This window comes from Curvibacter sp. T50, from assembly GCF_057219955.1.
In genome coordinates this window covers 140,930-165,379 of record NZ_JBXVVU010000003.1, presented here as the reverse complement: position 1 = coordinate 165,379, position 24,450 = coordinate 140,930, and the positions used below count along the sequence as shown (strand labels likewise).

At 65.3% G+C, this 24,450-nt stretch carries 25 protein-coding genes; 10 read left to right on the top strand and 15 right to left on the bottom strand.

Features of this window, described 5'->3' with window-relative positions; translation table 11 throughout:
• Positions 1–12 precede the first annotated feature (12 nt).
• The 5 genes from AC2EBU_RS12395 to AC2EBU_RS12375 form a co-directional block, all read right to left on the bottom strand.
• Positions 13–381: a hypothetical protein gene (locus AC2EBU_RS12395; protein WP_484610738.1), complete on the bottom strand. Its 369-nt coding sequence runs from the start codon at positions 379–381 to the stop codon at positions 13–15.
• The gene (thiS, locus tag AC2EBU_RS12390) at positions 344–598 is read right to left on the bottom strand and encodes a sulfur carrier protein ThiS (protein ID WP_484610737.1); all 255 of its coding nucleotides are present in this window, start codon (positions 596–598) and stop codon (positions 344–346) included. Before thiS ends, AC2EBU_RS12395 begins: the two co-directional genes overlap by 38 nt.
• Before the next feature lie 67 nt (positions 599–665).
• Entirely contained in the window at positions 666–2,021 is a 1,356-nt protein-coding gene (locus AC2EBU_RS12385) for an NAD(P)/FAD-dependent oxidoreductase (protein ID WP_484610736.1), read from the bottom strand.
• 3 nt (positions 2,022–2,024) lie between these two features.
• Positions 2,025–3,872 carry an aldehyde ferredoxin oxidoreductase family protein gene (locus tag AC2EBU_RS12380; protein WP_484610735.1) on the bottom strand — a complete coding sequence of 616 codons (1,848 nt, stop codon included), beginning with the start codon at positions 3,870–3,872 and terminating at the stop codon, positions 2,025–2,027.
• Positions 3,873–3,902: 30 nt separating this feature from the next.
• Complete coding sequence (locus tag AC2EBU_RS12375) at positions 3,903–4,379, bottom strand: 4Fe-4S dicluster domain-containing protein (protein WP_484610734.1); 477 nt, start codon at positions 4,377–4,379, stop codon at positions 3,903–3,905.
• Between the two features lie 167 nt (positions 4,380–4,546).
• Between AC2EBU_RS12375 and AC2EBU_RS12370 the strand changes: the two genes are divergently transcribed.
• Positions 4,547–5,686 carry a helix-turn-helix domain-containing protein gene (locus AC2EBU_RS12370; protein WP_484610733.1) on the top strand — a complete coding sequence of 380 codons (1,140 nt, stop codon included), beginning with the start codon at positions 4,547–4,549 and terminating at the stop codon, positions 5,684–5,686.
• A gap of 58 nt (positions 5,687–5,744) precedes the next feature.
• Here the strand turns inward: AC2EBU_RS12370 and AC2EBU_RS12365 are convergent, their stop codons facing one another.
• Positions 5,745–6,548 (bottom strand): TOBE domain-containing protein, encoded by an 804-nt coding sequence (locus AC2EBU_RS12365; protein WP_484610732.1) that lies wholly within the window; start codon positions 6,546–6,548, stop codon positions 5,745–5,747.
• A gap of 77 nt (positions 6,549–6,625) precedes the next feature.
• Here AC2EBU_RS12365 and modA point away from each other — a divergent pair, with 77 nt between their 5' ends.
• The 3 genes from modA to modC are packed head-to-tail and all read left to right on the top strand — an operon-like array spanning position 6,626 to position 9,192.
• Positions 6,626–7,396, top strand: coding sequence for a molybdate ABC transporter substrate-binding protein (gene modA, locus AC2EBU_RS12360; RefSeq protein ID WP_484610731.1), 771 nt, complete (start codon positions 6,626–6,628; stop codon positions 7,394–7,396).
• A gap of 18 nt (positions 7,397–7,414) precedes the next feature.
• Positions 7,415–8,101 (top strand): molybdate ABC transporter permease subunit, encoded by a 687-nt coding sequence (gene modB, locus AC2EBU_RS12355; RefSeq protein ID WP_484610730.1) that lies wholly within the window; start codon positions 7,415–7,417, stop codon positions 8,099–8,101.
• Positions 8,098–9,192 carry a molybdenum ABC transporter ATP-binding protein gene (modC, locus tag AC2EBU_RS12350; protein ID WP_484610729.1) on the top strand — a complete coding sequence of 365 codons (1,095 nt, stop codon included), beginning with the start codon at positions 8,098–8,100 and terminating at the stop codon, positions 9,190–9,192. The genes modB and modC overlap by 4 nt, the downstream gene beginning before the upstream one ends.
• A 6-nt stretch (positions 9,193–9,198) precedes the next feature.
• Here modC and AC2EBU_RS12345 read toward each other — a convergent pair whose 3' ends face one another.
• The 5 genes from AC2EBU_RS12345 to AC2EBU_RS12325 are packed head-to-tail and all read right to left on the bottom strand — an operon-like array spanning position 9,199 to position 12,871.
• Positions 9,199–9,762 carry a molybdopterin-binding protein gene (locus tag AC2EBU_RS12345; RefSeq protein WP_484610728.1) on the bottom strand — a complete coding sequence of 188 codons (564 nt, stop codon included), beginning with the start codon at positions 9,760–9,762 and terminating at the stop codon, positions 9,199–9,201.
• Complete coding sequence (locus AC2EBU_RS12340) at positions 9,743–10,537, bottom strand: molybdate ABC transporter substrate-binding protein (RefSeq protein ID WP_484610727.1); 795 nt, start codon at positions 10,535–10,537, stop codon at positions 9,743–9,745. Before AC2EBU_RS12340 ends, AC2EBU_RS12345 begins: the two co-directional genes overlap by 20 nt.
• Entirely contained in the window at positions 10,534–11,361 is an 828-nt protein-coding gene (locus AC2EBU_RS12335; protein WP_484610726.1) for an ABC transporter substrate-binding protein, read from the bottom strand. Before AC2EBU_RS12335 ends, AC2EBU_RS12340 begins: the two co-directional genes overlap by 4 nt.
• Positions 11,358–12,134, bottom strand: coding sequence for an ABC transporter ATP-binding protein (locus AC2EBU_RS12330; RefSeq protein ID WP_484610725.1), 777 nt, complete (start codon positions 12,132–12,134; stop codon positions 11,358–11,360). Before AC2EBU_RS12330 ends, AC2EBU_RS12335 begins: the two co-directional genes overlap by 4 nt.
• Positions 12,134–12,871, bottom strand: coding sequence for an ABC transporter permease (locus tag AC2EBU_RS12325; protein WP_484610724.1), 738 nt, complete (start codon positions 12,869–12,871; stop codon positions 12,134–12,136). Before AC2EBU_RS12325 ends, AC2EBU_RS12330 begins: the two co-directional genes overlap by 1 nt.
• A gap of 67 nt (positions 12,872–12,938) precedes the next feature.
• On the opposite strand from AC2EBU_RS12325, the gene AC2EBU_RS12320 reads away from it, so the two are divergent.
• The 3 genes from AC2EBU_RS12320 (at position 12,939) to AC2EBU_RS12310 (ending at position 16,696) form a co-directional block, all read left to right on the top strand.
• Positions 12,939–14,084 (top strand): substrate-binding domain-containing protein, encoded by a 1,146-nt coding sequence (locus AC2EBU_RS12320; RefSeq protein WP_484610723.1) that lies wholly within the window; start codon positions 12,939–12,941, stop codon positions 14,082–14,084.
• Positions 14,085–14,258: 174 nt separating this feature from the next.
• A complete protein-coding gene (locus tag AC2EBU_RS12315) occupies positions 14,259–14,879 on the top strand; it encodes a TRAP transporter small permease subunit (RefSeq protein ID WP_484610722.1) in 621 nt (206 codons plus the stop codon).
• A gap of 2 nt (positions 14,880–14,881) precedes the next feature.
• On the top strand, positions 14,882–16,696 hold the full coding sequence (locus tag AC2EBU_RS12310) for a TRAP transporter large permease (RefSeq protein WP_484610721.1): 1,815 nt from the start codon (positions 14,882–14,884) through the stop codon (positions 16,694–16,696).
• Positions 16,697–16,857: 161 nt separating this feature from the next.
• On the opposite strand, the gene AC2EBU_RS12305 is transcribed toward AC2EBU_RS12310, so the two are convergent.
• The 4 genes from AC2EBU_RS12305 to AC2EBU_RS12290 form a co-directional block, all read right to left on the bottom strand.
• Positions 16,858–17,937, bottom strand: coding sequence for a TRAP transporter substrate-binding protein (locus AC2EBU_RS12305; protein ID WP_484610720.1), 1,080 nt, complete (start codon positions 17,935–17,937; stop codon positions 16,858–16,860).
• Between the two features lie 237 nt (positions 17,938–18,174).
• The gene (dxs, locus tag AC2EBU_RS12300; protein WP_484610719.1) at positions 18,175–20,061 is read right to left on the bottom strand and encodes a 1-deoxy-D-xylulose-5-phosphate synthase; all 1,887 of its coding nucleotides are present in this window, start codon (positions 20,059–20,061) and stop codon (positions 18,175–18,177) included.
• A 5-nt stretch (positions 20,062–20,066) separates the two neighbouring features.
• The gene (locus AC2EBU_RS12295; protein ID WP_484610718.1) at positions 20,067–20,993 is read right to left on the bottom strand and encodes a polyprenyl synthetase family protein; all 927 of its coding nucleotides are present in this window, start codon (positions 20,991–20,993) and stop codon (positions 20,067–20,069) included.
• The gene (locus AC2EBU_RS12290; RefSeq protein WP_484610717.1) at positions 20,990–21,220 is read right to left on the bottom strand and encodes an exodeoxyribonuclease VII small subunit; all 231 of its coding nucleotides are present in this window, start codon (positions 21,218–21,220) and stop codon (positions 20,990–20,992) included. Before AC2EBU_RS12290 ends, AC2EBU_RS12295 begins: the two co-directional genes overlap by 4 nt.
• 229 nt (positions 21,221–21,449) lie before the next feature.
• Here AC2EBU_RS12290 and AC2EBU_RS12285 point away from each other — a divergent pair, with 229 nt between their 5' ends.
• From AC2EBU_RS12285 to AC2EBU_RS12275, 3 genes are all read left to right on the top strand, one after another.
• Positions 21,450–22,589 (top strand): aromatic ring-hydroxylating oxygenase subunit alpha, encoded by a 1,140-nt coding sequence (locus AC2EBU_RS12285; RefSeq protein WP_484610716.1) that lies wholly within the window; start codon positions 21,450–21,452, stop codon positions 22,587–22,589.
• Between the two features lie 69 nt (positions 22,590–22,658).
• Complete coding sequence (locus AC2EBU_RS12280; RefSeq protein WP_484610715.1) at positions 22,659–23,546, top strand: DMT family transporter; 888 nt, start codon at positions 22,659–22,661, stop codon at positions 23,544–23,546.
• A 6-nt stretch (positions 23,547–23,552) separates the two neighbouring features.
• Positions 23,553–24,419: a sulfurtransferase gene (locus tag AC2EBU_RS12275; protein ID WP_484610714.1), complete on the top strand. Its 867-nt coding sequence runs from the start codon at positions 23,553–23,555 to the stop codon at positions 24,417–24,419.
• Positions 24,420–24,450: the final 31 nt, after the last annotated feature.

Below are 24,450 nucleotides of genomic sequence, written 5' to 3'. Positions count from 1 at the left end.
TGCCGTCGCCGCTCAACCGCCGCCACGCTGGGTCGTCAGGTCAAAGTGGCGCATGAACCGGGTGCGGGACACCTCGTCCACCCCCTCAAAACGGAATTCCACCAGCAGACGGGGCAGCCGCATCAAGCCCATCACACGGGGCGGTGCCGGTGCCCAGTGAATGTGCAGATCGCCCCCTTCCAGGCTTGCGTGCAGGCGGGCGCCGGTCCGCTCCCAGGCCACGGCCCCCAGGGCACGGGGCAGCCAGCCGAGCCACTCGGCCTCGGTGCAGGCCATGTCGCGCTGGAAGTGCGACGGGTAGCTGCTGCGCAAAGTCACGGCAAAGGGGCGGCGACTGGCCCGGTCAGCCGCCGGCAATCGGGGGCCAGATCGCCAGGACATCGCCCTCGACCAGGGTACGGGTCAGGCGATCTGCCGGCTGCACATAAGCGCCATTGACCAGTACCAGATGCACCAGCTTGGGCGGCAGTCCGAAGGGTTCGATGATCCTGGCGATGCTGGCATCGGGCGCAACGTCCAGCGCCAGCACATTGCCGGCCCGTGCGGCGGGAGGCAGGTAGTCGGTCAACGACGCAAACAGCTTGAGCGTGATCTGCATGGGGCCGGTGGAGATTGAGGAAAGGCCGTCATGGCCAGGTGGCAGCCGCCACCCGGCACACGAAACGTCAGGCGCGACGCCGGGCGTCGTGGGCCCCGCTCCAGCCATTCTGGCCCTGCGCACAGGCCAGGTAGGCGTCCATCAGGCGGGTCGGATCCTGCAGCAGCGCATCTTTCCACGCACCCAGACGCACCTGTCCTTCGACCAGTCCCCGCATGACACCGACATGCGCGGTCCAGCCGACGCTGTTGCAGCCGACCAGCACGTCGTCCTTGAACTGCAGGCTGAGGTGGCGATGGTTAGCCTGGTCGGTCAATTCGACCTGTTGGCCACCGGGCAGCCCTTCCCAGTTGCCGAAGCTTGCGGAAACGAGGCCCAGCGTGTCCAGCACGTTGATCTGTGTGACCCCGCGCAACGCCGTGGTGCGGCCGACCATGTTCAGCGCGGCCACCCGGGCCTGCTCGGCCGCATTGGGCTGGATGGCGCTGACGATGGTCTTGCCGCTCACTTTGTCGAAAGCTTCCGCGCAGTCCCCGGCGGCGTAGATGCCCGGCACATTGGTCTGCAGATGCTCGTCGGTCAACACGCCCACCAGGCAGCGGACCCCGGAGTTTTCCAGAAAGCCGATATTGGGTCGGACCCCGGTGGCACTGATGACGAGGTCGGCTTCCAGCAACTGGCCGGTGGAAAGCCGCACCGTCATGGCCCCGCGGGGCATGGCCGAACTGCCAATCCCCACGACCTCGGCAATTTTGCCCATCAGCCCTGGCGCCGCTCCCGTACCGCGCTCGATGGCCTCAACCCGGGCGCCGGTGTAGACCTTCACCCCCTTCGTCTCGCACCACGCCTTGATCATGCCGCCGGCGGCCGGACCCATCATGCGCGGCACCATGCGGTCGCCCATCTCGACCACCGACAGCGCCACACCCCGCTGTTGCAAAGCCTCCATGATGATGCAGCCGATGAACCCGGCCCCCATCTGCAGCACCTTCGCACCGGGCCGGGCCAGATTGGCAATTGCACGGGCGTCGGCCAGCGTCCAGCAGCTGTGCACGCCGGGGCCGTTGATGCCCGGAATCGGCGGGGTCGCTGGCGAGGAGCCGGTTGCGATCAGCAAGGTGTCGAAGCTGATCGTCTTGCCGTCACTGAGCTGGATGGTGCGTTTGGAGGCATCCAGCACCTTGGCCCGGACACCCCGGAGAACCGTGATGCCCAGCCCCTCGAAATGCCCGGCCGTATGCCGCAGATGGGTCCCTTCCTCGCCGACCTTGCCGATCAGCAGGTAAGGGATCGCCATGCGCGAATACGGAGCCTCGTTTTCGTCACCGATAACGGTGATGGTGTCCCGCGGGGCGTGCTTGCAGATGGTTTCCGCAGCGATCACGCCGGCCGGGCCGGCGCCGAGGATGACATGGTGGGTCATGCCTTACAGACCCAGTCGCGACTTGGTATCGACGGTCGGACGGCCTTCGCTGTCCCAGCCGCGCGCGGCGTAGTACTTGGGCAGCATCTCGGGCAGCTTGCTGACCACGCCTTTGCCGGGGCCGGTCCTGGCGGCCTCGGTCAGCAGGCGCTTGGGCAGGCTGTCGTCCGCCTTGGTAAAGCCGGCTGCGTTGTTGAATTCGCGCTCCATGTTCCAGATGCGTTCGCCAATGTGGGCGAGTTGCTCCATGGAGAACTCTTCGCCGCACGCCGCCTGCACCTGGGGTGCCACGTCGGCCAGGGTCCAGGCGAAACTGGTAAACACACAGATGCCAGCGGAATCGAATGCGGCGGTGGCGTCCTGGAAAGCCTTGACCAGCTCCGGTTTGCCCTCACTTTCGGTAGGCTCGGTCTTGACCGGAATGCCCAGCACTTCCGAGGCGATGGTGTAGCCGCGCAGGTGGCAGGCGCCACGATTGGACGTCGCGTAGGCCAGGCCGATACCCTGAATCACGCGCCCGTCGTAGGCCGGGAACTCCTGGCCTTTGACGCTCATCGACAGGTCCGGGTGGCCATACTTGGCCGTCAGCCGCTTCGAACCCAGGCCAATCTCCTTGCCGAAGCCTTCACCGCGGGCAGTCATCACCGCCAGTTCACACAGGGCCTGGGCCGAGCCGAATGGTGACTCGATACCAATCTGCTCCTTGCTCAGCACACCCATTTCATACAGTTCCATCACCGCCCCGACGGTGGCGCCGAAACTGATGGGGTCCATGCCTTCTTCGTTGCAGATGAGGTTGGCGAACTGCAGCGCCTCCAGATCGTTGACGCCGTTGGCCGCGCCGAGCGCCCAGGCGGCTTCGTACTCCAGCCCACCGGACGCGCCCCAGTACTCGGGTTTGTTCTTGACCGAAAAGTGGGATTCATCGATCTTGGAGATCCTCCCGCAGGCGATGGTGCAGCCGAAACAGGCCTGATTGGTGACCAGGTGCTTCTTGCCGTCGGTGGCACGCGGGGTGGCCATGGCTTCGGCAGAAATGTCCTTGGCACCTTCGAACTGCACGTCGCGGTGGTTGCGCGTGGGCAGCGCGCCGACTTCGTTGATCACGTTCATCAGCACCTGGGTGCCATAGGTGGGCAGCCCCTGGCCGGTGACCGCGTTGTCGGCAAGCACCTTCTTGGCGGCTTTGGCGGCGGCCATGAAGGCCTTGGGGTCACGGATGTTGCCCACGCCTTTGGTGCCCCGCACGGCGATGGCCTTGAGGTTCTTGCTGCCCATGACGGTGCCCACACCCGAGCGGCCGGCGGCGCGGTGCAGGTCGTTGACCACCGCCGCATAGAGGCATCCGTTTTCACCGGCCTTGCCAATGCTGCTGATACGCAGCAGCGGGTCCTGCAGGCTGGACTTGAGCGCCGCTTCTGTCTTCCAGACACTCTGGCCCCACAGGTGCGAGGCATCACGCAGCTCGGCCACGTCGTCATTGATGTACAGGTACACCGGCGTGGCGGATTTGCCCTCGAAAATGATCATGTCCCAGCCCGCCATCTTGAGTTCGGCGCCCCAGTACCCGCCTGAGTTGGAGCAGGCAATGGCGCCGGTCAGCGGGCCTTTGGTCGACACGGTATAGCGGCCGCCGGTGGAGGCCATGGTGCCGGTCAGCGGACCGGTGGCCCAGATGATCTTGTTGTCCGGCGAAAGCGGGTCGACCTTCGGATCGATTTCGCTGGTGAGGTATTTGGCCGCAAGACCGCGCGAACCGAGGTAGGCGCGCGCCCACTCCATGTTCAACGGTTCGTTGGCGACGGTGCCCGCGCTCAGGTTGACGCGGAGGATTTTTCCAGCCCAGGACATGTTGCTTCTCCTTGTGTTCGCGTCGATCGGTCAGGCAGCGGTCGGCTGGTTGCCCAGCTTGTCGGCCCATTGCTGCATCTTGCCCAGCCCAGTCCAGTTGGCATCGATGAAGGTGATGGCACCGGTCGGGCAGGCTTCCGCGCAGGCCGGTTCACCGCCACACAGGTCGCATTTCTGGACCTTGCCGGTCTCCTGCACGTAGTTGATCGTGCCGAACGGGCAGGCAATGGTGCAGACCTTGCACCCGACACAGGTGGACTCGCTGACCACTTTGGCGCCGGTGAGCTTGTCGACCGTAATCGCCTCGACCGGGCAGGCATGCTGGCACCAGGCTTCGTCACACTGGGTACAGGTATAGGGAACCTTTTTCCCGGTGTGGTGAAAGTCGAACACCTTGATCCGTGATTTGGCGGTGGCATAGGTGCCGTAGTTCTCGAAAGAACAGGCCATCTCGCATTGCATGCACCCGGTGCACTTGTCCGGGTTGATGTGCAAAACCTTTTGCATCGATGTCTCCTTGGGTAACGGCCTATGCACGGCCTTGCCTATGAATGAACAAACATAGCGATGGTGCGGCGGCGCAGCCGGGAAAGCCCTAGTAAAAACCCTTGGTTCCAGCCGTCGCATGTGAGAAATTCTCAGCTTGCGACACTGTCTTCCACTACCATGAGCCTATGCAAGCCGTTTCCAGTCTGCCACCTGAGGAGCGTCTGCCGCTGATCGAGCGGGCGCGCCGGCTGGTGCTGGGCGGTGCGCCCGAGGGCACTCCGGCGCCGGTGGAACACTTCATCCTGAAATCCTGGCAGCGCTGCCTCCAACGTGGCTATAGCCCGGACTCCCCGGTAGCCTTCGACGCCGTCCCCGCTGCGGCCATGCGTCGCGTGCACGACGCCAGTCAGCCGCTGCGCAGCGCGGCCCGCCCGGTCATCGAGCGCCTGGCACGGGCCATTGCCGGCACCCGCTATTTCGCCATCCTGACGGATGCCACCGGCGTCGTCGTGGACGTCGAAGGCGAAATCGACCGCCAGGACCGCCGCGCCACGGCCCTGGCGCGGATTGGCGTGGATTTGTCCGAAAAGGCCGTGGGCACGACGGCCATTGGCGCCGCACTGACTGAGCTGCAGCCCGTGTGGCTGCACCGCGGCGAACATTTCTTTTGCGATACCGGCATGTACACCTGCGCCGGGGCGCCAGTGTTCGGCCCCGACGGCCGCTGTGCCGGCATGCTGGACCTGACCGGCATCGACGTCGCCGAGCGCCCGCAGCTGCGCCATCTGGCCGACGCTTCGGCGCGCGCCATCGGCAATCGCCTGGTGCAGGCCCTGCCTCACGCGCTTGCCCTGTGGATCAACTGGCCTGGTGGGGTCGGCAACCATGAGCAAGATGGCCTGATTTGCCTGGACAGCGAGGGCGTCGTCACCGGCTGCAACCCCACCGCCCGCCAGATTCTCGGCATCGCCGCTTCCGGCACGACCGCGCAGGCGCGGCTGCATGCCAGCGACCTGTTTGCCATGCCCTGGCCGATGTTGTTCGATGCCGCACGGCGCGGCACCGGACCGGTGGATGTTCCCCTCTGGTCAGGGTTTCAGGTGCAGGCTGTCGCGATGCTGTCCGGACCGTGCGACGCGGACAATACAGGCGCGCCGGGGGTCGCCAGACTGCCGTTGCGTGACCTGGAACACAGCCTGATCCGGCAAGCCGTGCAGCAGGCGCGCGGCAATGTGGCCGAAGCCGCCCGCACCTTGGGTATCAGCCGCGCCACGGTGTATCGCAAACTGGGCGTGCGCCAGCCGCCGGCTGCCGATAAATCCTGAGGCGCGAGTTGGCCGCGCGCCGCTTGAAGCCGCTTCGTCACGGCTGGGAAGCGGGCGTTCAGCGGGCCAGTACCAGGGAGGATGGTGCCATGGCCGCCCAGGCCCCGTCCCCCACGGCGGCGGCACACGGGTGCGGCGCAAAACCCACCCAGCGCCCCCCTGCCGGCAGCGCCAGCGTGATCTCGTCGTGGCTGTGCCCGGCCGACACGCGTTCGACCCTGCCCGACAGCGTGGGGGCAGCCTCGTCGCCCGGCTCGTCGCCCCCGGTGGGGTCGGTACCCGTCGCGATACGCACCGCCGTGGCCTTGCACAGCACGAGTACCGGCAGCCCGGGCGCCAGCCCCAGCAGGTCGGCACTTTCGCGGGTGATCTGCGCGACCAGGCGTGCCGCCCCGGGCGTGCGTACCCACACCCGAACGGTGGGGTCGCCGGTCCCATCCGCCTGCAGCGACTCGACCCGACAGGGCAACTGGTTGCGCATGCTGGTCTGCAGGCCCAGGCCTGCGGCGGCCAGCGGATTCCCGGCAAAACGGGCCAGCACCGCCTCGCGGGCCTGCTGCAGTTCGTCTGCGAGCGCCAGCAATTGCAGGCCCTGCGGGGTGAGGCGCGCGCCACCACCTCCGCTGCCCCCGACGGTTCGGTCCACCAGCGGTTCGCCAGCCAGGTTGGTGAGCGTGTCGATCGCCTGCCACGCCGCCTTGTAGCTGATGTCCGCCTCGCGGGCTGCCTGCGATATCGAGCCAGTCTCCGCCACCCGGCGCAGCACCTCCAGGCGCTTGTCGGCGCTGGCATCGCCAAGTGCCTGGGACAGGCCCACAGCCCCAGCACCATCGAGTTTCAGGGTTTGGTCGAATTGCGTCATCCGAAGGGTCCTATACTTCGCTATTCCAAAAAGGGATAACGAACTGTTGAGATCGCGTGACGAACAAGGAGTCTGCCGTGGATTATCCAAAGTTGGGTCGCTGGGCCCTGTGCCGTGTTCTGGTACTGCTCGCGGGCGCGTCCGTCGCAGGCGCCCTTGCGGCCGAAGCCCAGGTTGCGGTGGCCGCCAACTTCGCCGAACCGATCAAGGCCGTCGCCGCCGTGCTGGAGAAGACGACCAGCCACACCCTGAGAATCTCCATCGGCGCATCGGGCGCGTTCTACACCCAGATCCGGAACGGCGCGCCGTTTGACGTGTTCCTGTCGGCCGACAACGAGCGCCCCGAGATGCTGGAGAAAGACGGTCTGGCGCAGCCCGGAACGCGCTTCACCTACGCCATCGGCAAGCTGGTGTTGTGGTCGGCCAAGGCCGGGCGGGTCGATGACAAGGGCGCCGTGCTCAAGGCGGCCGACCTCGGCAAGGTGGCCTACGCCAACCCCAGGACCGCGCCGTATGGCGCCGCCGCCGTCCAGGTTCTGGACAAGCTGGGCCTGAAGGACGCGATCACACCCAAGCTGGTACAGGGTGAAAGCATCGGCCAGACCTTCAATTTCGTGAAGACCGGCAACGCGGACGTGGGTTTCGTGGCCCTGTCGCAGGTGCTCTCGGGCGGCCAGCTCAAGGAAGGTTCGATGTGGGTGATTCCGCAGGCGAACTACGACCCGATCCTCCAGGATGCGGTGCTGCTCAAACGAGGCGCAGACAATGCGGCCGCTAAAGCGCTGCTCCAGCTGCTGCAAAGCCCCAAAGGCAGGGACCTGATCCGATCCTACGGCTACGACCACTGACCGGACCCTGATTCACCCGTGTACCTGACACCCGACAACCTTCAAGCCCTGTGGCTCACTGCCCGGGTCGCCGCGCTGACGACGCTGATCCTGCTGCTGCTGGGCACCCCGCTGGCCTGGTGGCTGGCGCGCTCGCGCGGCTGGGTGGCGAAACCGGTGGGCGCGCTGGTGGCGCTGCCCCTGGTGCTGCCGCCGTCGGTGCTGGGGTTTTATCTTCTGGTCGCACTGGGGCCCGAAGGCCCGCTGGGGCGATGGATGCTGGCGCTGGGCCTGCCCACCCTGCCCTTCACCTTTGCAGGACTGGTGGTGGCATCCGTGTTCTATTCGTTGCCCTTCATGGTGCAACCCATCCTGAACAGCATGCAGTCGCTGGGGGAGCGGCCGCTGGAAGCCGCGGCCACCCTGCGGGCCGGTCCGATGAACACGTTCTTCAGCGTGGTGCTGCCGCTGTGCCGGCCTGGCCTGGTCACCGGCTGCATCATGAGCTTTGCCCACACCGTGGGCGAGTTCGGCGTGGTGCTGATGATCGGCGGCAACATCCCCGGCGTGACGCGCGTGGTGTCGGTGCAGATCTTCGATCATGTCGAGGCCCTCGAATACGCCGACGCCCACCGCCTGGCCGCGGTGATGCTGGTGTTCGCCTTTACGGTGCTCATTACCCTGCAGATCTACACCGCACGCCGGGCCCGTGAGGCACACGAATGAGCGCCCGCACGTTGCACCTGCGCGCCCGGGTCGACCGGGGCAGTTTTGCCCTCGATGTCGACCTCGCTCTGCCGGGCCGCGGCATCACCATCCTGTTCGGGCCCTCGGGTTCCGGCAAGACCACCTGCCTCAGGGTGCTGGCGGGTCTGGAAGCCCGCTGCGAGGCGCACGTGGCGGTGGGCGAGCTGGTCTGGCAGGATTCCGGGCAGCGGTTGTTTGTGCCGCCGCACCGGCGCGCAGTGGGTTACGTGTTCCAGGAAGCCAGCCTCTTCCCCCACCTCAGCGTGGAGGGCAACCTGCGTTTCGGCTTCGACCGCACACCCGCCGGCGAGCGTCGCCACGACTGGCGCCACGGACTGGAACTGCTGGGCATCGGCGACCTGCTGCAACGCCGCCCGCGGGAGCTTTCGGGAGGCGAACGCCAGCGCGTTGCGATCGCCCGCGCCCTGGCCGCCAGCCCGCGCCTGCTGCTGATGGACGAACCGCTGGCCGCGCTGGACGCGCCGCGCAAGGCCGAGATCCTGCCCTGGCTGGAACATCTGCACGACCGCCTGGACATTCCGGTGGTCTACGTCACCCATTCGTTGGACGAGGCCGCACGCCTGGGTGACCATCTGGTCTTGCTGGACGCGGGTCGGGCGCGGGCGCATGGGCCGGTGATCGAAATGCTCTCCCGACCCGACCTTCCGCTGGCACACGGCGACGGTGCTGGCGCGCTGATCGAAGCCGTGACCTGTGGCCTGCAGAGCGATTCCGGCCTCTGCGAACTGCGCTTTGACGGCGGCACCCTCCTGCTGCCCCAGACCCGCGCCACACCGCTGCCCGACCGCACTCCCGTGCGGGTTCGCATACAGGCGCGCGACGTGAGCCTGTCCCTGCAACGCGCCGAACAGACCAGTGTGCTCAATATCCTGCCCGCCACGGTGACCGACATCGGCGACGATGGCCCCGGCCAGATGCTGGTGGGCCTGCGCCTTGGCCATGCCACCCGTCTGCTGGCGCGTATCAGCCGCCTGTCATGCGAACGCCTGGGTGTCGCGCCCGGACTGCCGGTCTACGCCCAGATCAAGGGCGTGGCCATGGTGCGCTGACCCACTTCACCCCCCAGGAACCAAAACTTCCACCCGGGTCAACTTGCGAACATGCCGTGGGCCCGGTCGGCTATCGTGGAGAGAGCGAAGCGCCACAAATCCATCGACCTCGATCAGGTCCCGTCCATCTTGTACGCGCACGAGGATCACACCTTCGCCCAAAGAACTGTTGAACAGTTCGCCCCACGAGAAAGAGACCCGGTAGCCGTCGCTGGCCGTGAGCAGGAAAACGGTGCGTCGCACCGCATGGCGGTCGGGAAGCAATTGCGCCATGTCCAGCAGTTCGCGCAGCGGCAGACCTCGGTAGGCGACCGCCTGCCTGGCCGTCGACTCACCCTGCCGTACCTCCCGCACCTCCGAGTAATCCCGCCACGGCAAGCTCCCGAGCTGCGCGGCCGTAAGAACAAGAGGCATCCGGACCGCACCATCGACGCGCAACAGGGCGATCGAACCCTCTGCCATGCCCTGGGCCCGGACCGGCAACTGAGAAACCGCCGCGCCCACTGCGGCGAACAACCATGCGCGGCGGTCCAATGCGGCGGTGTCCACGTCAGGGCCGGGCAAAACCATGACGGGCCAGGATATTCTGGGCAGCCCCCTCCCGCAGCGCCCCGGCGAACGCTGCGGCACCAGCGGGGGCACCTTGGCGATAGGTCAGCCCATACGAAGCCCCCACCTGCAGGGCCGCCGGCACTTGGACCACCTGGAGCGAGTTTCGGTCCCGGCGGGCTGCCACCGCATTGGTGCAGTAGGTCAGAAAGATGTCGGCGCTGCCCTGCTCCATGACCCAGGCGTAGAGATTGCGCCCCGGCGGAGCCGCCATCGAAGTCGGGCCACCGGTCAACTGCAACGCTTTCCCGGCAAGCGCCTCCCGGGCGCCAGGACGAATCGCTCCGGCTCTTTCGAACAAGGCAAGCGCGTAATCGCCCGAGGGATCGGCCTTGGGTGTGGACATGCCCAGCCTGACGTCGACCCGCAGCATGCTGTCCAGGAGGCTGTCCGTGTTGACAACGAACCCGGATCGCACCAGCGCACACAAGCTGTTTCGGGCAAAGACCGTCTGGGCAACCCAGGCGCCGCCATCGGCAAGCCGTTTCGGGTGCTGGGTATCAGCGGAGGCAAAGACATGGGCGCCTTCGCCTTTCTCGATGCGCTCGCGCAACAATCCCGAGGGCCCGAACACCATCGCGACAGGTTGCCCCGTCCGCGCTTCGTAGTCCCGGGCAACCTCGGTAAGCGCGTCCCGCAGGCTGCCAGCCGCATACACCACGACCGGGTCGGACACGCGGGCGGGCGCCGCGCAACCGCCCATGACCAGCGCCACAGCGACAGCAAGTGCTCTCATTTCACGGCGTTCGGAAAGAACAGCTGTTCGCCGCCTATCTTGTAGCTCGCAATGGCGGCCTGACCGGCGGGGCCAGTGACCCAGTCGACAAACTTCTGGCCCTCGCCCGTCTTGACCTGCGGATGTTTGGCGCTGCTGACCAGCATCACGCCATACTGATTGAACAGGCGCCGATCACCCTCGACCAGCACGGCCAGATCGGCGCGATTCTTGAAGTTGAGCCAGGTGCCGCGGTCAGCGAGCACATAAGCGCCACTCGACGCGGCGATGTTCAGTGCCGGGCCCATGCCACAGCCGCATTCCCGGTAGCCCCCGCCTTTGGCCGCCTCGTTGTCGGTCAGCTTCCAGAACCGAAGTTCCGCCGCATGGGTACCGCTCTTGTCACCGCGCGAGACAAACGGCGCGTTGGCGGCTGCCACTTTCTTGAGCGCAGCCACGATATCGGCACCCCGGGCTGCGGCCGGGTCGGCTTTCGGACCAATCAGCACAAAGTCGTTGTACATGACTTCGTGTCGCCTGGACGAGTAACCGTCCGCGACGAATTTTTCCTCCGCCGCCTTGTCATGGACGAACAGCACGTCGGCATCGCCCCGGCGCGCCATGTCGATGGCCTGCCCGGTTCCCAGCGCCACCACCTTCACGTCGATGCCGCTGGCCTGCTTGAACGCCGGCAGGATATGGCCGAACAGGCCGGATTGCTCGGTTGAAGTCGTCGATGCGACCACAATCGACTGCGCCCAGGACACCGCAGGAACTATTAGAACAATAGCACAAAGCGACCTTTTCACGCTGGATACTGCCTCAAAACGCTCGAAAAACCTCATAACGACTCTCCTTTGACGAACAAATGGGCCTCCGGACTGGCAGACGCCAGATCCGGCGCATGAAAAAAACGATCTACCGGCAGGTCAGCCAGAATCCGGCCACCCTCCATGTAGACCACCCGGGTGGCCAGGCGCTTGACCTGGCCGAGGTTGTGACTGGCAAACGCCAGTGTCATGGCGCCGCCGCAAGCTCCCGCGCCCTCATCGCCGGCTGCAAAGGCGGCCATCAGCGTTTCGACCTCGCGCTTGGCATGGGGGTCCAGACTGGCTGTTGGCTCGTCCAGCAGCAGCAAATGCGGCTGTAGCGCCCAGGCGCGCGCCAGAGCCAGGCGCTGCTGCTGACCACCCGACAAGGTACGCGCGCTGCGGGTGGCCCGATCGCCCAGACCCACACGGTGCAGCGCCGCCTCCGCCCGCTCCACAGCCACCGTCCATGGACATCCGCGCAACCACAGCGCCAGCGCCACGTTGCTGCGGGCACTGGTCCGCACCATGTGCGGACGCTGGAAAAGCATGGCCTGTGTATGGTGCGGGCTGCGCCAACAGGCGCCGGAGGAAGGGTCGATCAAGCCGTGCATCAGGCGCAGCAGCGTGCTTTTGCCGCTGCCATTGGCGCCAATCAGGGCCAGCCGCTCACCAGCATGGACGACCAGATTCAGATCGTGCAGCGCCGCGACGGCACCGAACCGCACGTAGGCGTGCTCCAGCCGCAGCAGTGCCGCCGCGGGCGGCGCACCCGGCTGGCTGTGGGGCTCGACCAGGTGATCGCGCATCAGGCGACCAGGCCGCGTGTGACGTCGCTGACGGCGCCATCGCGCCGCTCGCGCCAATGGCGCAGCGCCGTCATGGCAGCGTTGAGGACCAACACCACCGCCATCAAAACCAGACCCAGCCCCAGCGCGAGCGGCAGATCACCTTTGCTGGTCTCCAGCGCAATCGCCGTGGTCATGACGCGGGTGAAGCCGTCGATATTGCCGCCCACGATCATGACGGCGCCCACTTCGGAAATCGCCCGGCCGAAGGCTGCCACCATCACGGTGAACAGCGCGTACCGTTCGTCCCACGCCAGCAGCAGACAGCGCAGCCACGGCCCCGCGCCCATCGAACGCAATTGTTCGCCGTGCCCGCGCTCGGCGTCCTCGATGACCTGCCGGGTGAGCGCCGTCACCACCGGGACCACCAGAATCACCTGGGCCAGCACCATGGCCTTGAACGAGAACAGCCAACCCAGGAAGCCCAGCGGGCCCGACCGGGACAACAGCAGGTAAACCACCAGCCCCACCACGACCGACGGCAAAGCCAGCAAGGTACCAAGCATCGCCATCACGGCCTGCCGGCCCGAAAAGCGCGCCACGCCCAGCCAGGCGCCGGCCGCCAGACCGATGGCACAGCCGATCACACATGCCGTGGCGCTGACGGAAAGCGACCGGCCGACGATGGACCACAAGGTGGGATCGAAAGACGTGACCAACTGCGCCGCAGTCTGGACACTGTCGAGAAAGGATGCCATCAGGAACTATGGTTTTTGAAGTGCGCTATCGTAAGGATCCAAAGCACTTTGATCGATATGTACTGCAATGCATAAGGTGGCCCTGCATTACGCGCTGACCCACACGACCGGCGACCGGGGCCTGCGCCATCCGCTGATGGATCTGCTCGCTGCGGTGGCCCGGGGCGGATCCATTTCGGCGGCCGCCCGGGATCTGGGCATGTCCTACCGGCATGCCTGGGGCGAACTCAAACGCTGGGAAGGCGAGCTCGCCAACCCGCTGATCATCTGGGGCAAGGGCCAGTCGGCCCGGTTGACCGAGTTCGGCTCCAAACTGCTGTGGGCCGAGCGGCAAGCCCAGGCACGGCTGGCGCCACAGATCGAGGCCCTGCGCGCGGAACTGGAGCGCACCTTTGCCGTCGCATTCGACCCTCATGCCCATGTGCTGAGTCTGTACGCCAGCCATGATGAAGCGCTGGTAACACTGCGTGAGTTCGCAGCCCGGCATGGTCAGGAGAATGGTCTGCATCTGGATATCCGGCCTGCGGCAACCCTGGATGCGTTGCGAGCCTTGAACGAAGGCCGCTGCATCATGGCGGCGCTGCATGCACCGGCCGCGATTTCGCCGCGTTCACCCCTGGCCGCAGCGTACAAGCCCCTGTTGCGGCCCGGGCAGCACAAGATCATCGGTTTTGTCGAACGCACGCAGGGCCTGATGGTCGCGGCCGGAAATCCGTTGCGGATCGGATCCCTCACCGACGTGGCGCGATCCGGGGCGCGGTTTGTCGGCCGTGCGGGCGGCAGCGGCACCCGCTATCTCACCCAGACATGGCTGGCCCGCGAGGGGCTGACCGAGTCCGACCTGTGTATGGCAGACCACGCCGAACCTTCGCATGCCGCAGCAGCCCAGGCACTTGCGGCCGGACTGGGCGATGTCGCCGTGGGCATCGAGTCGGCCGCGCGCGCGCAGGGCCTGGGGTTTGTACCGCTGGAGCGCGAAGCATTCCATCTGGTGTGCCTGAAGTCCGAGCTGGAGCAACCCGCCGTGCGGGCCTTGCGGACCTTGCTGGCCCGTGCCGACTGGCAGCAGCATCTGGTCAGCGCGGCGGGTTGCGAGCCAGCGCGCAGCGGACAGGTGCTGTCGCTGCGCGCCGTCATGCCCTGGTGGAACCTCAGGCCCAAAGCGGCGGCCCGACCGTCGGCGTTCGCAACGGCAGAGGTTGCCGACCGATAGCCTAGGGTTAACCCCGGTACGTAGGAATTTCAGCGCACTTGGAAGTTTTTTCATGCCGCCAATGGCAGCGGCGGCGCCTAGAATCCCTGCTTCCTGTGCGGTCGAAAACCCGGTCGGCCGCACCGGGGTTCCCGACGGCCCCATCCGGCCGCCCAACACAACAGGAGACTGACCATGTCCTCTTTACTCGGCCTGTCCAGGTTGATCGATGCGATCAACACCTGGGTTGGCAAACTCACCATGTGGCTGATTCTCGCGGCCACCCTGATCAGCGCCGGCAACGCCGTGGTGCGCAAGGCGTTCAGCATGAGCTCCAACGCCATGCTCGAAATCCAGTGGTATCTGTTTGCGGGCGTCTTCATGCTGGGCGCCGGCTACTGCCTGCTGCAAAACGCCCATGTCCGCATCGACTTCATTTCGTCACGGCTGACAGCCCGAGCGCGCAACTGGATCGATGTCATCGGCATCGTGGTGGTCCTGTTTCCGCTTTGTATCCTGATCATTCAGCTTGGCTGGCCTCTGTTCACCCAGGCGCTGGCCAGCGGTGAGATGTCGTCCAATGCCGGTGGCCTGATCCGCTGGCCGGTGTACGCGCTGATTCCGGCCGGCTTCGCGCTGTTGCTGCTGCAAGGGGTGTCCGAGCTGATCAAGCGCATCGCCTTCCTGAAAGGGCTGGGCCCCGACCAGCTGTCACACGAGGTGCACAAATCCGACGATGAAAAGCTGATGGAAGAACTCGCAGCCCAGGTGGCCGCGGAGACCGCTGCTGCAGAAGCCAACCGGAAAGGCACCTGATCATGCAAACGACTTTTCTGGCACAACAATTCGTCCCGCTGCTGTTCTGCGGCCTGCTGGTGCTGCTGCTCACCGGCTTCCCGGTCGCGTTTGCGCTGGCGGCCACCGGCCTGGGTTTCGGCCTGATCGGCATCGAAGCGGGCATCTTCCCGCCGGCGATGTTCCAGGCGCTGCCGCTGCGGATCTTCAACATCATGCAGAACGACACGCTGCTGGCGATCCCGTTCTTCACCTTCATGGGCATCATCCTGCAGAAATCCGGCATGGCCGAAGACCTGCTGGAAACCGTGGGCCAGGTGTTCGGCCCGGTGCGCGGCGGCGTGGCCATCGCGGTGATTCTGGTGGGCGCGCTGCTGGCGGCTACCACGGGCGTGGTTGCCGCGGCCGTGATTTCCATGGGCCTGATCTCCCTGCCCATCATGCTGCGTTACGGCTACAGCCGTGTCATCGCCACCGGCACCATTACCGCATCCGGGACACTGGCGCAGGCGATTCCACCGTCCCTGGTGCTGATTGTGCTGGCCGACCAGCTGGGCCGTTCGGTGGGCGACATGTATGCCGGTGCTCTGATTCCGGGTCTGATGCTGGTCGGGCTGTACCTTGCGTTCGTCGCAGTGGTTGCCATCTTCTTTCCGAAAATGACGCCGGCTTTGCCGATGGAAGCGCGCATCTACCGGGAGCCCAACGGCAGCTCCGGACACAGATCGTTGCTGGTGCTGATGGTCATCTGCACCGTGGTTGGGGTCGGCTGGGCCCAGGTGCACGACAGCATGATCAAACACCTCGTCGAACGCCCGAATGCCGCACCCAAGGACGAGATCATCATCCTGTCGATGACCCTGGCCTCGCTGACCGCGCTGGCCTTGTCGGTCATCAACCATGTCACGAAGATGGGCCTGCTGTCACGCCTGGCAGAGCAGGTGACCTTTGTGCTGATGCCGCCGCTGATCCTGATCTTTCTGGTGCTGGGCACGATCTTCCTGGGCGTGGCCACGCCGACCGAAGGCGGCGCCATGGGTGCTGTGGGCGCACTGATTCTGGCGATGATCAAGAAGCGGCTGACCTGGGGTCTGACCCGTGAAGCCATGGACAGCACGGCCAAGCTGGCGTCGTTTGTGCTGTTCATCCTGATCGGCTCCACGGTGTTCAGCTTCACCTTCAATGCGGCCGACGGCCACATCTGGGTGGAACACCTGTTCGACAAGATTCCGGGCGGGCAGCTCGGTTTCCTGATCGTCGTGAACATCCTGGTGTTCATCCTGGGCTGCTTCATCGACTTCTTCGAAATCGCGTTCATCGTGATTCCGTTGCTGGCGCCGGTGGCCGAGAAAATGGGCATTGACCTGATCTGGTTCGGCGTGATCATTGCGATGAACCTGCAGACCTCGTTCCTGACACCGCCCTTCGGTTTTGCGCTGTTCTATCTGCGCAGCGTGGCGCCCCGCAATGACTACAAGGACCGCGTGACCGGCGAGAACATCAAGGCGGTGACGACGACCGAGATCTACAAGGGGTCCATTGCTTTCATCGTCCTGCAGTTGATCATGGTGGCCGTGGTGATTGCCTACCCCAATCTGGTGACCGGCAACATCGAAAAGGGCAAGACCCTGGACGAAAGCGCGATCATGCAGCAGCTCGATCAGGGCATCCCGCGTGATAGCAGCAACCCCATGAGCGGGCTGGAGCCACCCGCCGCTGGCGGCCAGAGCGGTGGCGCCGCCGCCCCGTCCCCCGCCGCACCAACGTCGTCGGACAGCCCCAAAGATGACCCGATGAAGGCGCTTCTGGAGGCGGCCGAGCGCGACAAGAAGAAGTAGCCGGCACGCCAGTGGCGTGCACCGCAAGAAAGCCCGGCGATGCCGGGCTTTCTTTTTTGGGTGTCCGTACGGCCCACACGCGCGGGATGGTCACTGCACCCGGCAGGCGAGCACAAAAAAACCGCGCCGAAGCGCGGTTTGGGAAGCAGAGCGGTACCCGATTACAGGCGTTGCTGCTGCATGAAGTCGTCGAAACCAGCTTCGGCAAAACGGAACCAGAGGTTCTGGTCGCGGCGGAAGTTGGCGTAGTCGTCGTAGATCTTCTTCCAGGCCGGGTTCTTTCCGCTCAGCTCGGTATACGTGTCCATCGACGCCTTGAACGCGGTATCCAGCACTTCTTTGGGGAAACGGAACAGCTTGGTGCCGCCGGCCACCAGGCGCTTGAGCGCAGCCGGGTTGCGGGCGTCATACCGCGCCTGCATTTCCGCGTGGGCAAAAGATGCCGCCGTTTCAACGATGGCCTTGTTATCGGCCGACAAACCGTTGAAGGCTTTGGTGTTGATGAAGAAATCCAGCTGCGGGCCGCCTTCCCAGTAGCCAGGGTAGGCGTAGAACGGTGCGACCTTGTTGAAGCCCAGCTTCTCGTCATCGTAGGGGCCGACCCATTCGGCCGCGTCAATGGTGCCTTTTTCCAGCGCCTGGTAAATCTCGCCACCTGGAATGCTTTGCGCAATACCGCCAAGCTTTTCGAAGATCACGCCGCTGAAGCCGCCGGTGCGGAACTTCTGGCCTTTGAGGTCGGCCACGGACTTGATCTCCTTGCGCCACCATCCACCCATCTGGGCGCCCGTGTTGCCACCGATGAAGTTGATGATGTTGTAGTTGGCGTAGAACTCGCGCATCAGCTTCATGCCGTTGCCTTCGAGCATCCAGGCCGTCATCTGGCGGGAGTTCAGGCCGAACGGGACAGCGCAGCCCAGCGCAAAGGTCGGGTCCTTGCCGAAGTAGTAGTAGGGGGCGGTGTGCGTCATTTCGACCGTGCCGTTCTGTACGGCATCGACCTGACCGAAGCCGCCGACCAATTCCCCGGACGGATGGACGGAAATCTGGAACTTGCCACCGGACATGGCATTGACCTGCTTGGAGAACACTTCGGCGGCGCCGTAAATGGTGTCCAGCGCCTTGGGGAAGGCGGAGGTCAGGCGCCAGCGAATGGCGGCCTGGGCATGTACCGCAGGTGCTGCGCCAGCGGCGAGCACGCCGGCAATACCAGCATGTTTGATGACGGAACGACGATCCATAGGATTGACTCCTGATAAAAGTTGAACGAGACGGCCTTGCCGCGCAAAACCGCTGACGCCAATGGTCGACGTCGATTGTAGGAATAGCGCCCGGCTCGGCGCCCGGGGTTTTCCCTCCCGTAGTCCTACGTACGCGCGGACTTCAGGCGAATACCCCGTTCGACCGCCGAAAAAGCCGGTGTTTCCGGGCCGAAAACGCGCCAGGCACCCGATGTTCACGCTGCGCGTGAAATTTTTTCAGGCCACCGCCTTGAGCGTAACCGGCGCGGACGGTGCGTTGCGCACGAAACGCGCTTCGATCGCAGCGCGAATGCCCGCCACATCCAGCCCCTGCAAGGCCAGCAGCCGGGCCGGATCGCCATGCTCGATGAAGGCATCGGGCAGGCCCAGGTGCAACACCGGGCGCAAGACGCCCGCTGCAGCCAGCGCCTCCGAAACCGCACTGCCGGCGCCTCCGGGCAGGCAGCCCTCTTCCACCGTGACCAGCGCCTCGTGGCTGCGTGCGATGTCCAGCAGCAGTTCGGTGTCCAGCGGCTTGGCCCAGCGCATGTTCACCACGGTCGCGTCCAATGCATCGGCCACTTCCAGTGCCGGGTACAACAGGGTGCCGAATGCCAGCACGGCGATCCGGTGCCCTTTGCGCCGCACTTCACCGCGCCCGAATGGCAGGGGTTCCAGATCGGTTCCGGCGGCAACGCCGACCCCGGCCCCGCGCGGGTACCGCACGGCCACGGGGTGGTCCTGCTGAAACGCGCTGGTCAGCAGCTGGCGGCATTCGCGTTCATCGGCGGGGCAAGCCAGACTCACGTTGGGGATGCAGCGCAGATAGGCAATGTCGTATGCGCCGGCATGGGTCGCGCCATCGGCTCCGACCAGGCCGGCGCGATCGAGCGCGAACACCACCGGGAGGTTCTGCAGGGCCACGTCATGAATGAGCTGGTCGTAGGCCCGCTGCAGGAAGGTGGAATAGATGGCCACCACCGGTTTGAGCCCCTCACAGGCAAGCCCGGCCGCGAAAGTGACCGCGTGCTGTTCGGCAATGCCAACGTCGTAATAGCGTCCGGGGAAGCGCTTTTCGAATTCCACCAGACCGGAGCCTTCGCGCATGGCCGGCGTGATGCCGACCAGGCGGGTGTCCTTGGCACCCATGTCACACAGCCACTGCCCGAAAACCTGGGTAAAGCTGGGCCTGGGTGGCGCGGCGGGCGCAACAATGCCGACCGCCGGGTCGAATCTGCCGGGCCCATGATAGGTGACCGGATCGGCTTCGGCGAGTTTGTAACCCTGGCCCTTGCGCGTCACCACATGCAGGAACTGCGGCCCCTGCAGGTGCCGCAGGTTCTCCAGCGTCGGAATCAGCGACTCCAGATCATGCCCGTCGATGGGGCCGACATAGTTGAAACCGAATTTTTCGAACAACGTGGCCGGCACCACCATGCCTTTGGCGTGTTCTTCCAGCCGCTTGGCCAGCTCGAACAACGGTGGCATGGGCTTGAGCACACTCTTGCCGACATTCTTGGCAGCGGCATAGAACTGGCCACTCATCAGCTGGGCCAGATAGCGATTGAGGGCGCCAACGGGAGGGCTGATCGACATGTCGTTGTCGTTGAGAACCACCAGCAACCTGCAGTCCTGGACGCCCGCGTTATTGAGTGCCTCGAAGGCCATGCCCGCCGTCATGGCGCCGTCGCCGATGATGGCCACCGCATGCCGCTCTTCCCCTTTGGTCCGCGCGGCCAGGGCCATGCCCAATGCCGCCGAAATGCTGGTGGACGAATGCGCCGTTCCGAAACTGTCGTATTCGCTCTCAGACCGTTGCGGGAAGCCACTGAGCCCACCCAGCTGGCGTAGCGTGGGCATCCGCTCGCGCCGACCGGTCAGGATTTTGTGCGGGTAGGTCTGGTGACCAACATCCCAGACCAGCCGGTCATGCGGCGTGTTGAACACATAGTGCAGGGCCACGGTCAGTTCCACCGTGCCCAGGTTGGAGCTGAGATGTCCGCCGGTCCGGGCGACGTTGTGCAGGACACATTGCCGCAACTCGTCCGCCAGGGCACGCAGTTGGGACCGCGGCAGGCGGCGCAGATCCGCCGGGCTGGAAATCGATTCGAGCAACGCAGTCATGGGTGTCATTTCTCCCTCTGAACGACCAAGGCGGTCAGATCGCGCAGACGTGTTGTGAAGCTGAGGCCACTGGCGTCAAGGGCATCCAGTGCCTGTTGGTGCAGGGTGTGCGCATAGGCGCGGGATCGTTCCAGTCCGAGGACGGAAACATAGGTGGGCTTGTCGTCGGCGGCATCTTTGCCCACAGTCTTGCCCAGGGTCGCGGTATCGGCGGTGACGTCCAGGATGTCATCGACGACCTGAAACGCCAGGCCTACCGCTTCGCCGAAACGCGCCAGGGCATCGCGCGCGCTGGCCGGGCGGTCGGGCACACAGGCCGCGCCCATGGTGACGCTGGCCGCCAGCAATGCACCGGTTTTCAGGCGGTGCATCAGCCGCAGCTGTTTTTCGTCCAGACGGACACCCACACTGGCCAGGTCAAGCGCCTGCCCCCCCGCCATCCCCTGATGGCCACTGGCCCGGGCCAGCAGGCCGCAAAGGGCAGCCTGCACGCAAGGGTTCACACTCCCATCGGGCGGAGTCAAGGTTTCGAAAGCCAGGGTCTGCAGGGCATCGCCGGCCAGCAAGGCCATCGCTTCACCATAGGCCACATGAACGGTGGGCTTGCCGCGCCGCAGCACATCATTGTCCATACACGGCATGTCGTCATGGACCAACGAGTAGGCATGGATCAGTTCCAGCGCACAGGCCGCGCGCAGTGCGGCGGCGGCCTCGGCAGTTTGCAGGCGATCCGCGCCACCGGCCACCGCCTCGGCAGCGGCGAGCGCAAGGAGTGCCCGCAGCCGCTTGCCGCCGCCCAAGGTGGCATGCCGCATGGCTTCGCCCAGGCGGGTCGGACCGGAGACAGGGATGGCATCGGTCAGCGCCACTTCCAGGCACCCCTGCTGGCGGATGCACCAGGCGGCAAAGGATTCTTGCGCGTTGGCGGTCATGCCGTCTCCGGCTTCATGCCGTTGCCGTCCAGCACCTTGATCTGCTGCTCGACCGCTTCCAGGCGGGCCTGGCAATAGGCCAGGAGTTGCGCGCCGCGCTGATACCCGCTGAGCAACTGTTCCAATGGCAACTGGCCGGTTTCGAGGCGGGCGACCAGTTGTTCGAGTTCTTCCAGTGCCGCCTCGTAGGAGGCCGGAGCTGCGGGGGTTTGCGGTGCCTTGGGCATGCGACAACGGGTCAGGGTAAACCGCCGATTTTAGGCGCTTGACCCGCAAGCCCCCTGCCACATCGCGGAATTGGGGAGCTCATTCCAGTCCAGGCCATCGGGCCTTCACCCCCCGAGGGTACAATCGCGCCTCGCCCGAACGTCTGCGGACGGCGGGTGTCCCGCGCCAATCTCCGGATCAAGCGCTTACCTGCCCCTTCATAGGGGGAGTCTCTAGGTCAGGTCACCCATGTCTGATTTAAGTCTTCAATTGCAGCAGGCCGCAAGCCAACTACCCGTTTCCAGCTACTTCGACGAGGCGCTGTATCAGCGCGAGATGGAGCGCATCTTCCAGTCGGGGCCCCGCTACGTGGGGCACCAATTGGCCGTTCCCCAGACTGGCGATTACTACGCTCTGCCGCAGGAGGGCGAGGGCCGCGCACTGGTGCGCAGCAACGGTGGCAAGGTCGAGCTGCTTTCCAATGTCTGCCGTCACCGGCAAGCGGTCATGCTCAAGGGCCGCGGCAACCTGCAAGGTCAAGGAAAGGGGCATGCCGGCGGCAATATCGTCTGCCCGCTGCACCGCTGGACCTATGCACCCGGCGGTCAACTGCTGGGCGCGCCGCATTTTTCGCACGACCCCTGCCTGGACCTGGCGAATTACCCGTTGCGCGAGTGGAATGGCCTGTTGTTCGAGGACAACGGCCGGGACATTGAAGCCGATCTGGCCGGCATGGGCCCGCGCGCCCAGCTCGACTTCACCGGTTATGCGCTGGACCGGGTCGAACTGCACGAATGCAACTACAACTGGAAGACCTTCATCGAGGTCTATCTGGAGGACTACCACGTCGGCCCGTTCCACCCCGGCCTGGGCCATTTCGTCACCTGTGATGACCTGCGCTGGGAATTCAGCCGGGAGTATTCGGTCCAGACCGTGGGGGTTTCCAGCCTGTTCGACCGACCCGGCTCCGGGGTGTACCAGCGCTGGCACCAGCAGCTGCTCAAATACCGTAACGGCCAGCGGCCCGAGCGCGGAGCGATCTGGCTCACCTATTACCCCCACATCATGGTGGAGTGGTATCCACATGTTCTCACCGTGTCAACCTTGCACCCCAAGGGACCGACGAAGACCATGAACATGGTGGAGTTCTATTACCCTGAGGAGATCGTCGCCTTCGAGCGCGAGTTCGTCGAAGCCCAGCAGGCCGCCTACATGGAAACCTGCATCGAGGACGATGAAATCGGCGAGCGCATGGACGCCGGGCGCAAGGCCCTGTTTGATCGGGGTGACAACGAGGTCGGCCCCTACCAAAGCCCCATGGAAGACGGGATGCAGCATTTCCATGAGTGGTACCGCACGGCCATGGGTCTTCCGGCAGGGTCCCGATAAGTTCCTTTTTTGATAGCAAAGAGCGACCTTTTCACGCTGGCTATTGCCGGTTTTTACTGAAAATCCGGCATGCAAGCCTTGTGGATGGTCCTCGCCTCGCTGTTTTTCGCGAGCATGAGCGTGTGTATCAAGTTCGCGTCGGCCCACTTCAATACCCTGGAGATGGTGTGCTGGCGCGGGGCTATCGGGATGGTGTTTCTGGCGGCCTTGTGCCAGGCCCAGGGCGTATCACTGCGCACGGCCGTTCCGATGATGCATCTGTGGCGCAGCGTCATTGGTGTCGCCTCGCTGGCCACCTGGTTCTACGCCATCGCCCATCTGCCGCTGGCCACGGCCATGACACTCAACTACATGAGCGGCGTCTGGGTGGCCGCTTTCCTGGTGGGCGGCACCCTGGTCATGGGTCGGCTGCAGGATATCGGACGCCAGGGCCCCATTGTGCTGACCGTGATGTCCGGGTTTGTCGGGGTGGTGCTGATGTTGCAACCCACCATCGCGCAGGACCAGCTGTTTGCCGGGCTGATCGGTCTGCTGTCGGGCCTGGGGGCGGCGTTCGCCTATCTGCAAGTCGCGGCCCTCGGGCGCGTGGGCGAGCCCGAGGCGCGCACCGTGTTCTATTTCTCCATGGGCGCGGCGGTCGCCGGCGCGGTGGGCATGCTGTTTACCGGCATGTCGCCCTGGACCTGGCCGCATGCGCTGTGGCTGTTGCCGATCGGCCTGCTGGCGGCGCTGGGCCAGCTGTGCATGACCAAGGCCTATACCCATGGCGCCACGTTGGTGGTGGCCAACCTGCAATATTCCGGAATCGTTTTTTCGGCCTTGTTCGGCCTGTTCCTGTTCGGCGACCAGATTCCGTGGATCGGCTGGGCGGGCATGGCCCTGATCATTTCCAGCGGCATCGCCGCCACATTCCTGCGCGCCCGAGCGATCGCCAACCCCCCAGCCGAGGAGCATTGAACCATCATGACGGCCCCCTACACCACCCTGATTTCGGCATCCGAGTTGCAGTCACTGAAAACGGCTCAGGCGCCGCTGTTGGTCTTCGACTGCAGCTTCGAGTTGATGGATCCCGCCGCAGCCGACCGCCTGTTCACAACGGGGCGCATCGCCGGCGCCATCCAGGCCCATCTCGAACGCCACCTGAGCGCGAGTTCGCCCGACCAGGCCATCAACGGCGGGCGCCATCCGCTGCCCCGGCGGGAGTGGTTTGCCCGCTGGCTGCGCGAAGCCGGCCTGAACCAGACCGACCAGGTGGTGGTTTATGACCGCAACGGCGCCAACTACTGCGGTCGGCTATGGTGGATGCTGAAATGGGCGGGCCACGAAGCGGTGGCGGTGCTCGACGGTGGGCTTCAGGCCTGGCAGGCCATTGGCGGCCCGCTTGAAAGCGGCCCGGCGACACCACAACCGGCCGGCGATTTCCAGCTGTCGGACGAAAAGGCCGTTCTGGTGACCACCCAGGACCTCGCCCGCGCACTTGGCCGCCCCGGGCAGACGATCATCGACGCCCGCGCCGGCGCGCGCTTTCGCGGCGAGATCGAGCCCCTGGACCCGGTGGCCGGCCATATTCCCGGCGCGCTGAACCGCCCGTTCGGCGAGAACCTGGGATCCGACGGCCGCTTCAAGAGTGCCGCCGTGTTGCGCGCCGAGTTTGACGCCTTGCTCGCCGGTCGCGATCCAGCCACCGTGGTGCACCATTGCGGCAGCGGCGTGAGCGCGGTACCCAATCTGCTCGCCATGGAAGTTGCCGGGCTGGGGCGAATGCCCCTGTACGCGGGCAGCTGGAGCGAGTGGTGCAATACTCCCGGACTGCCCGTCGCGCGCGGCTGATCCGGCGCGCCCATGCCCATTTGCCCGGCCA

What these genes read in the sequence shown, in the direction of transcription:
- AC2EBU_RS12275 (WP_484610714.1), top strand. Translation starts at nt 23,553, where the DNA reads ATGACGGCCCCCTACACCACCCTGATTTCGGCATCCGAGTTGCAGTCA.
- AC2EBU_RS12295 (WP_484610718.1), bottom strand. Translation starts at nt 20,993, where the DNA reads ATGACCGCCAACGCGCAAGAATCCTTTGCCGCCTGGTGCATCCGCCAG.
- thiS (WP_484610737.1), bottom strand. Translation starts at nt 598, where the DNA reads ATGCAGATCACGCTCAAGCTGTTTGCGTCGTTGACCGACTACCTGCCT.
- AC2EBU_RS12380 (WP_484610735.1), bottom strand. Translation starts at nt 3,872, where the DNA reads ATGTCCTGGGCTGGAAAAATCCTCCGCGTCAACCTGAGCGCGGGCACC.
- modC (WP_484610729.1), top strand. Translation starts at nt 8,098, where the DNA reads ATGAGCGCCCGCACGTTGCACCTGCGCGCCCGGGTCGACCGGGGCAGT.
- AC2EBU_RS12315 (WP_484610722.1), top strand. Translation starts at nt 14,259, where the DNA reads ATGTCCTCTTTACTCGGCCTGTCCAGGTTGATCGATGCGATCAACACC.
- AC2EBU_RS12340 (WP_484610727.1), bottom strand. Translation starts at nt 10,537, where the DNA reads ATGAGAGCACTTGCTGTCGCTGTGGCGCTGGTCATGGGCGGTTGCGCG.
- AC2EBU_RS12370 (WP_484610733.1), top strand. Translation starts at nt 4,547, where the DNA reads ATGCAAGCCGTTTCCAGTCTGCCACCTGAGGAGCGTCTGCCGCTGATC.
- AC2EBU_RS12285 (WP_484610716.1), top strand. Translation starts at nt 21,450, where the DNA reads ATGTCTGATTTAAGTCTTCAATTGCAGCAGGCCGCAAGCCAACTACCC.
- AC2EBU_RS12335 (WP_484610726.1), bottom strand. Translation starts at nt 11,361, where the DNA reads ATGAGGTTTTTCGAGCGTTTTGAGGCAGTATCCAGCGTGAAAAGGTCG.
- AC2EBU_RS12280 (WP_484610715.1), top strand. Translation starts at nt 22,659, where the DNA reads ATGCAAGCCTTGTGGATGGTCCTCGCCTCGCTGTTTTTCGCGAGCATG.
- AC2EBU_RS12320 (WP_484610723.1), top strand. Translation starts at nt 12,939, where the DNA reads ATGCATAAGGTGGCCCTGCATTACGCGCTGACCCACACGACCGGCGAC.
- AC2EBU_RS12345 (WP_484610728.1), bottom strand. Translation starts at nt 9,762, where the DNA reads ATGGTTTTGCCCGGCCCTGACGTGGACACCGCCGCATTGGACCGCCGC.
- dxs (WP_484610719.1), bottom strand. Translation starts at nt 20,061, where the DNA reads ATGACTGCGTTGCTCGAATCGATTTCCAGCCCGGCGGATCTGCGCCGC.
- AC2EBU_RS12310 (WP_484610721.1), top strand. Translation starts at nt 14,882, where the DNA reads ATGCAAACGACTTTTCTGGCACAACAATTCGTCCCGCTGCTGTTCTGC.
- AC2EBU_RS12290 (WP_484610717.1), bottom strand. Translation starts at nt 21,220, where the DNA reads ATGCCCAAGGCACCGCAAACCCCCGCAGCTCCGGCCTCCTACGAGGCG.
- AC2EBU_RS12325 (WP_484610724.1), bottom strand. Translation starts at nt 12,871, where the DNA reads ATGGCATCCTTTCTCGACAGTGTCCAGACTGCGGCGCAGTTGGTCACG.
- AC2EBU_RS12375 (WP_484610734.1), bottom strand. Translation starts at nt 4,379, where the DNA reads ATGCAAAAGGTTTTGCACATCAACCCGGACAAGTGCACCGGGTGCATG.
- AC2EBU_RS12330 (WP_484610725.1), bottom strand. Translation starts at nt 12,134, where the DNA reads ATGCGCGATCACCTGGTCGAGCCCCACAGCCAGCCGGGTGCGCCGCCC.
- AC2EBU_RS12385 (WP_484610736.1), bottom strand. Translation starts at nt 2,021, where the DNA reads ATGACCCACCATGTCATCCTCGGCGCCGGCCCGGCCGGCGTGATCGCT.
- AC2EBU_RS12305 (WP_484610720.1), bottom strand. Translation starts at nt 17,937, where the DNA reads ATGGATCGTCGTTCCGTCATCAAACATGCTGGTATTGCCGGCGTGCTC.
- AC2EBU_RS12365 (WP_484610732.1), bottom strand. Translation starts at nt 6,548, where the DNA reads ATGACGCAATTCGACCAAACCCTGAAACTCGATGGTGCTGGGGCTGTG.
- AC2EBU_RS12395 (WP_484610738.1), bottom strand. Translation starts at nt 381, where the DNA reads ATGTCCTGGCGATCTGGCCCCCGATTGCCGGCGGCTGACCGGGCCAGT.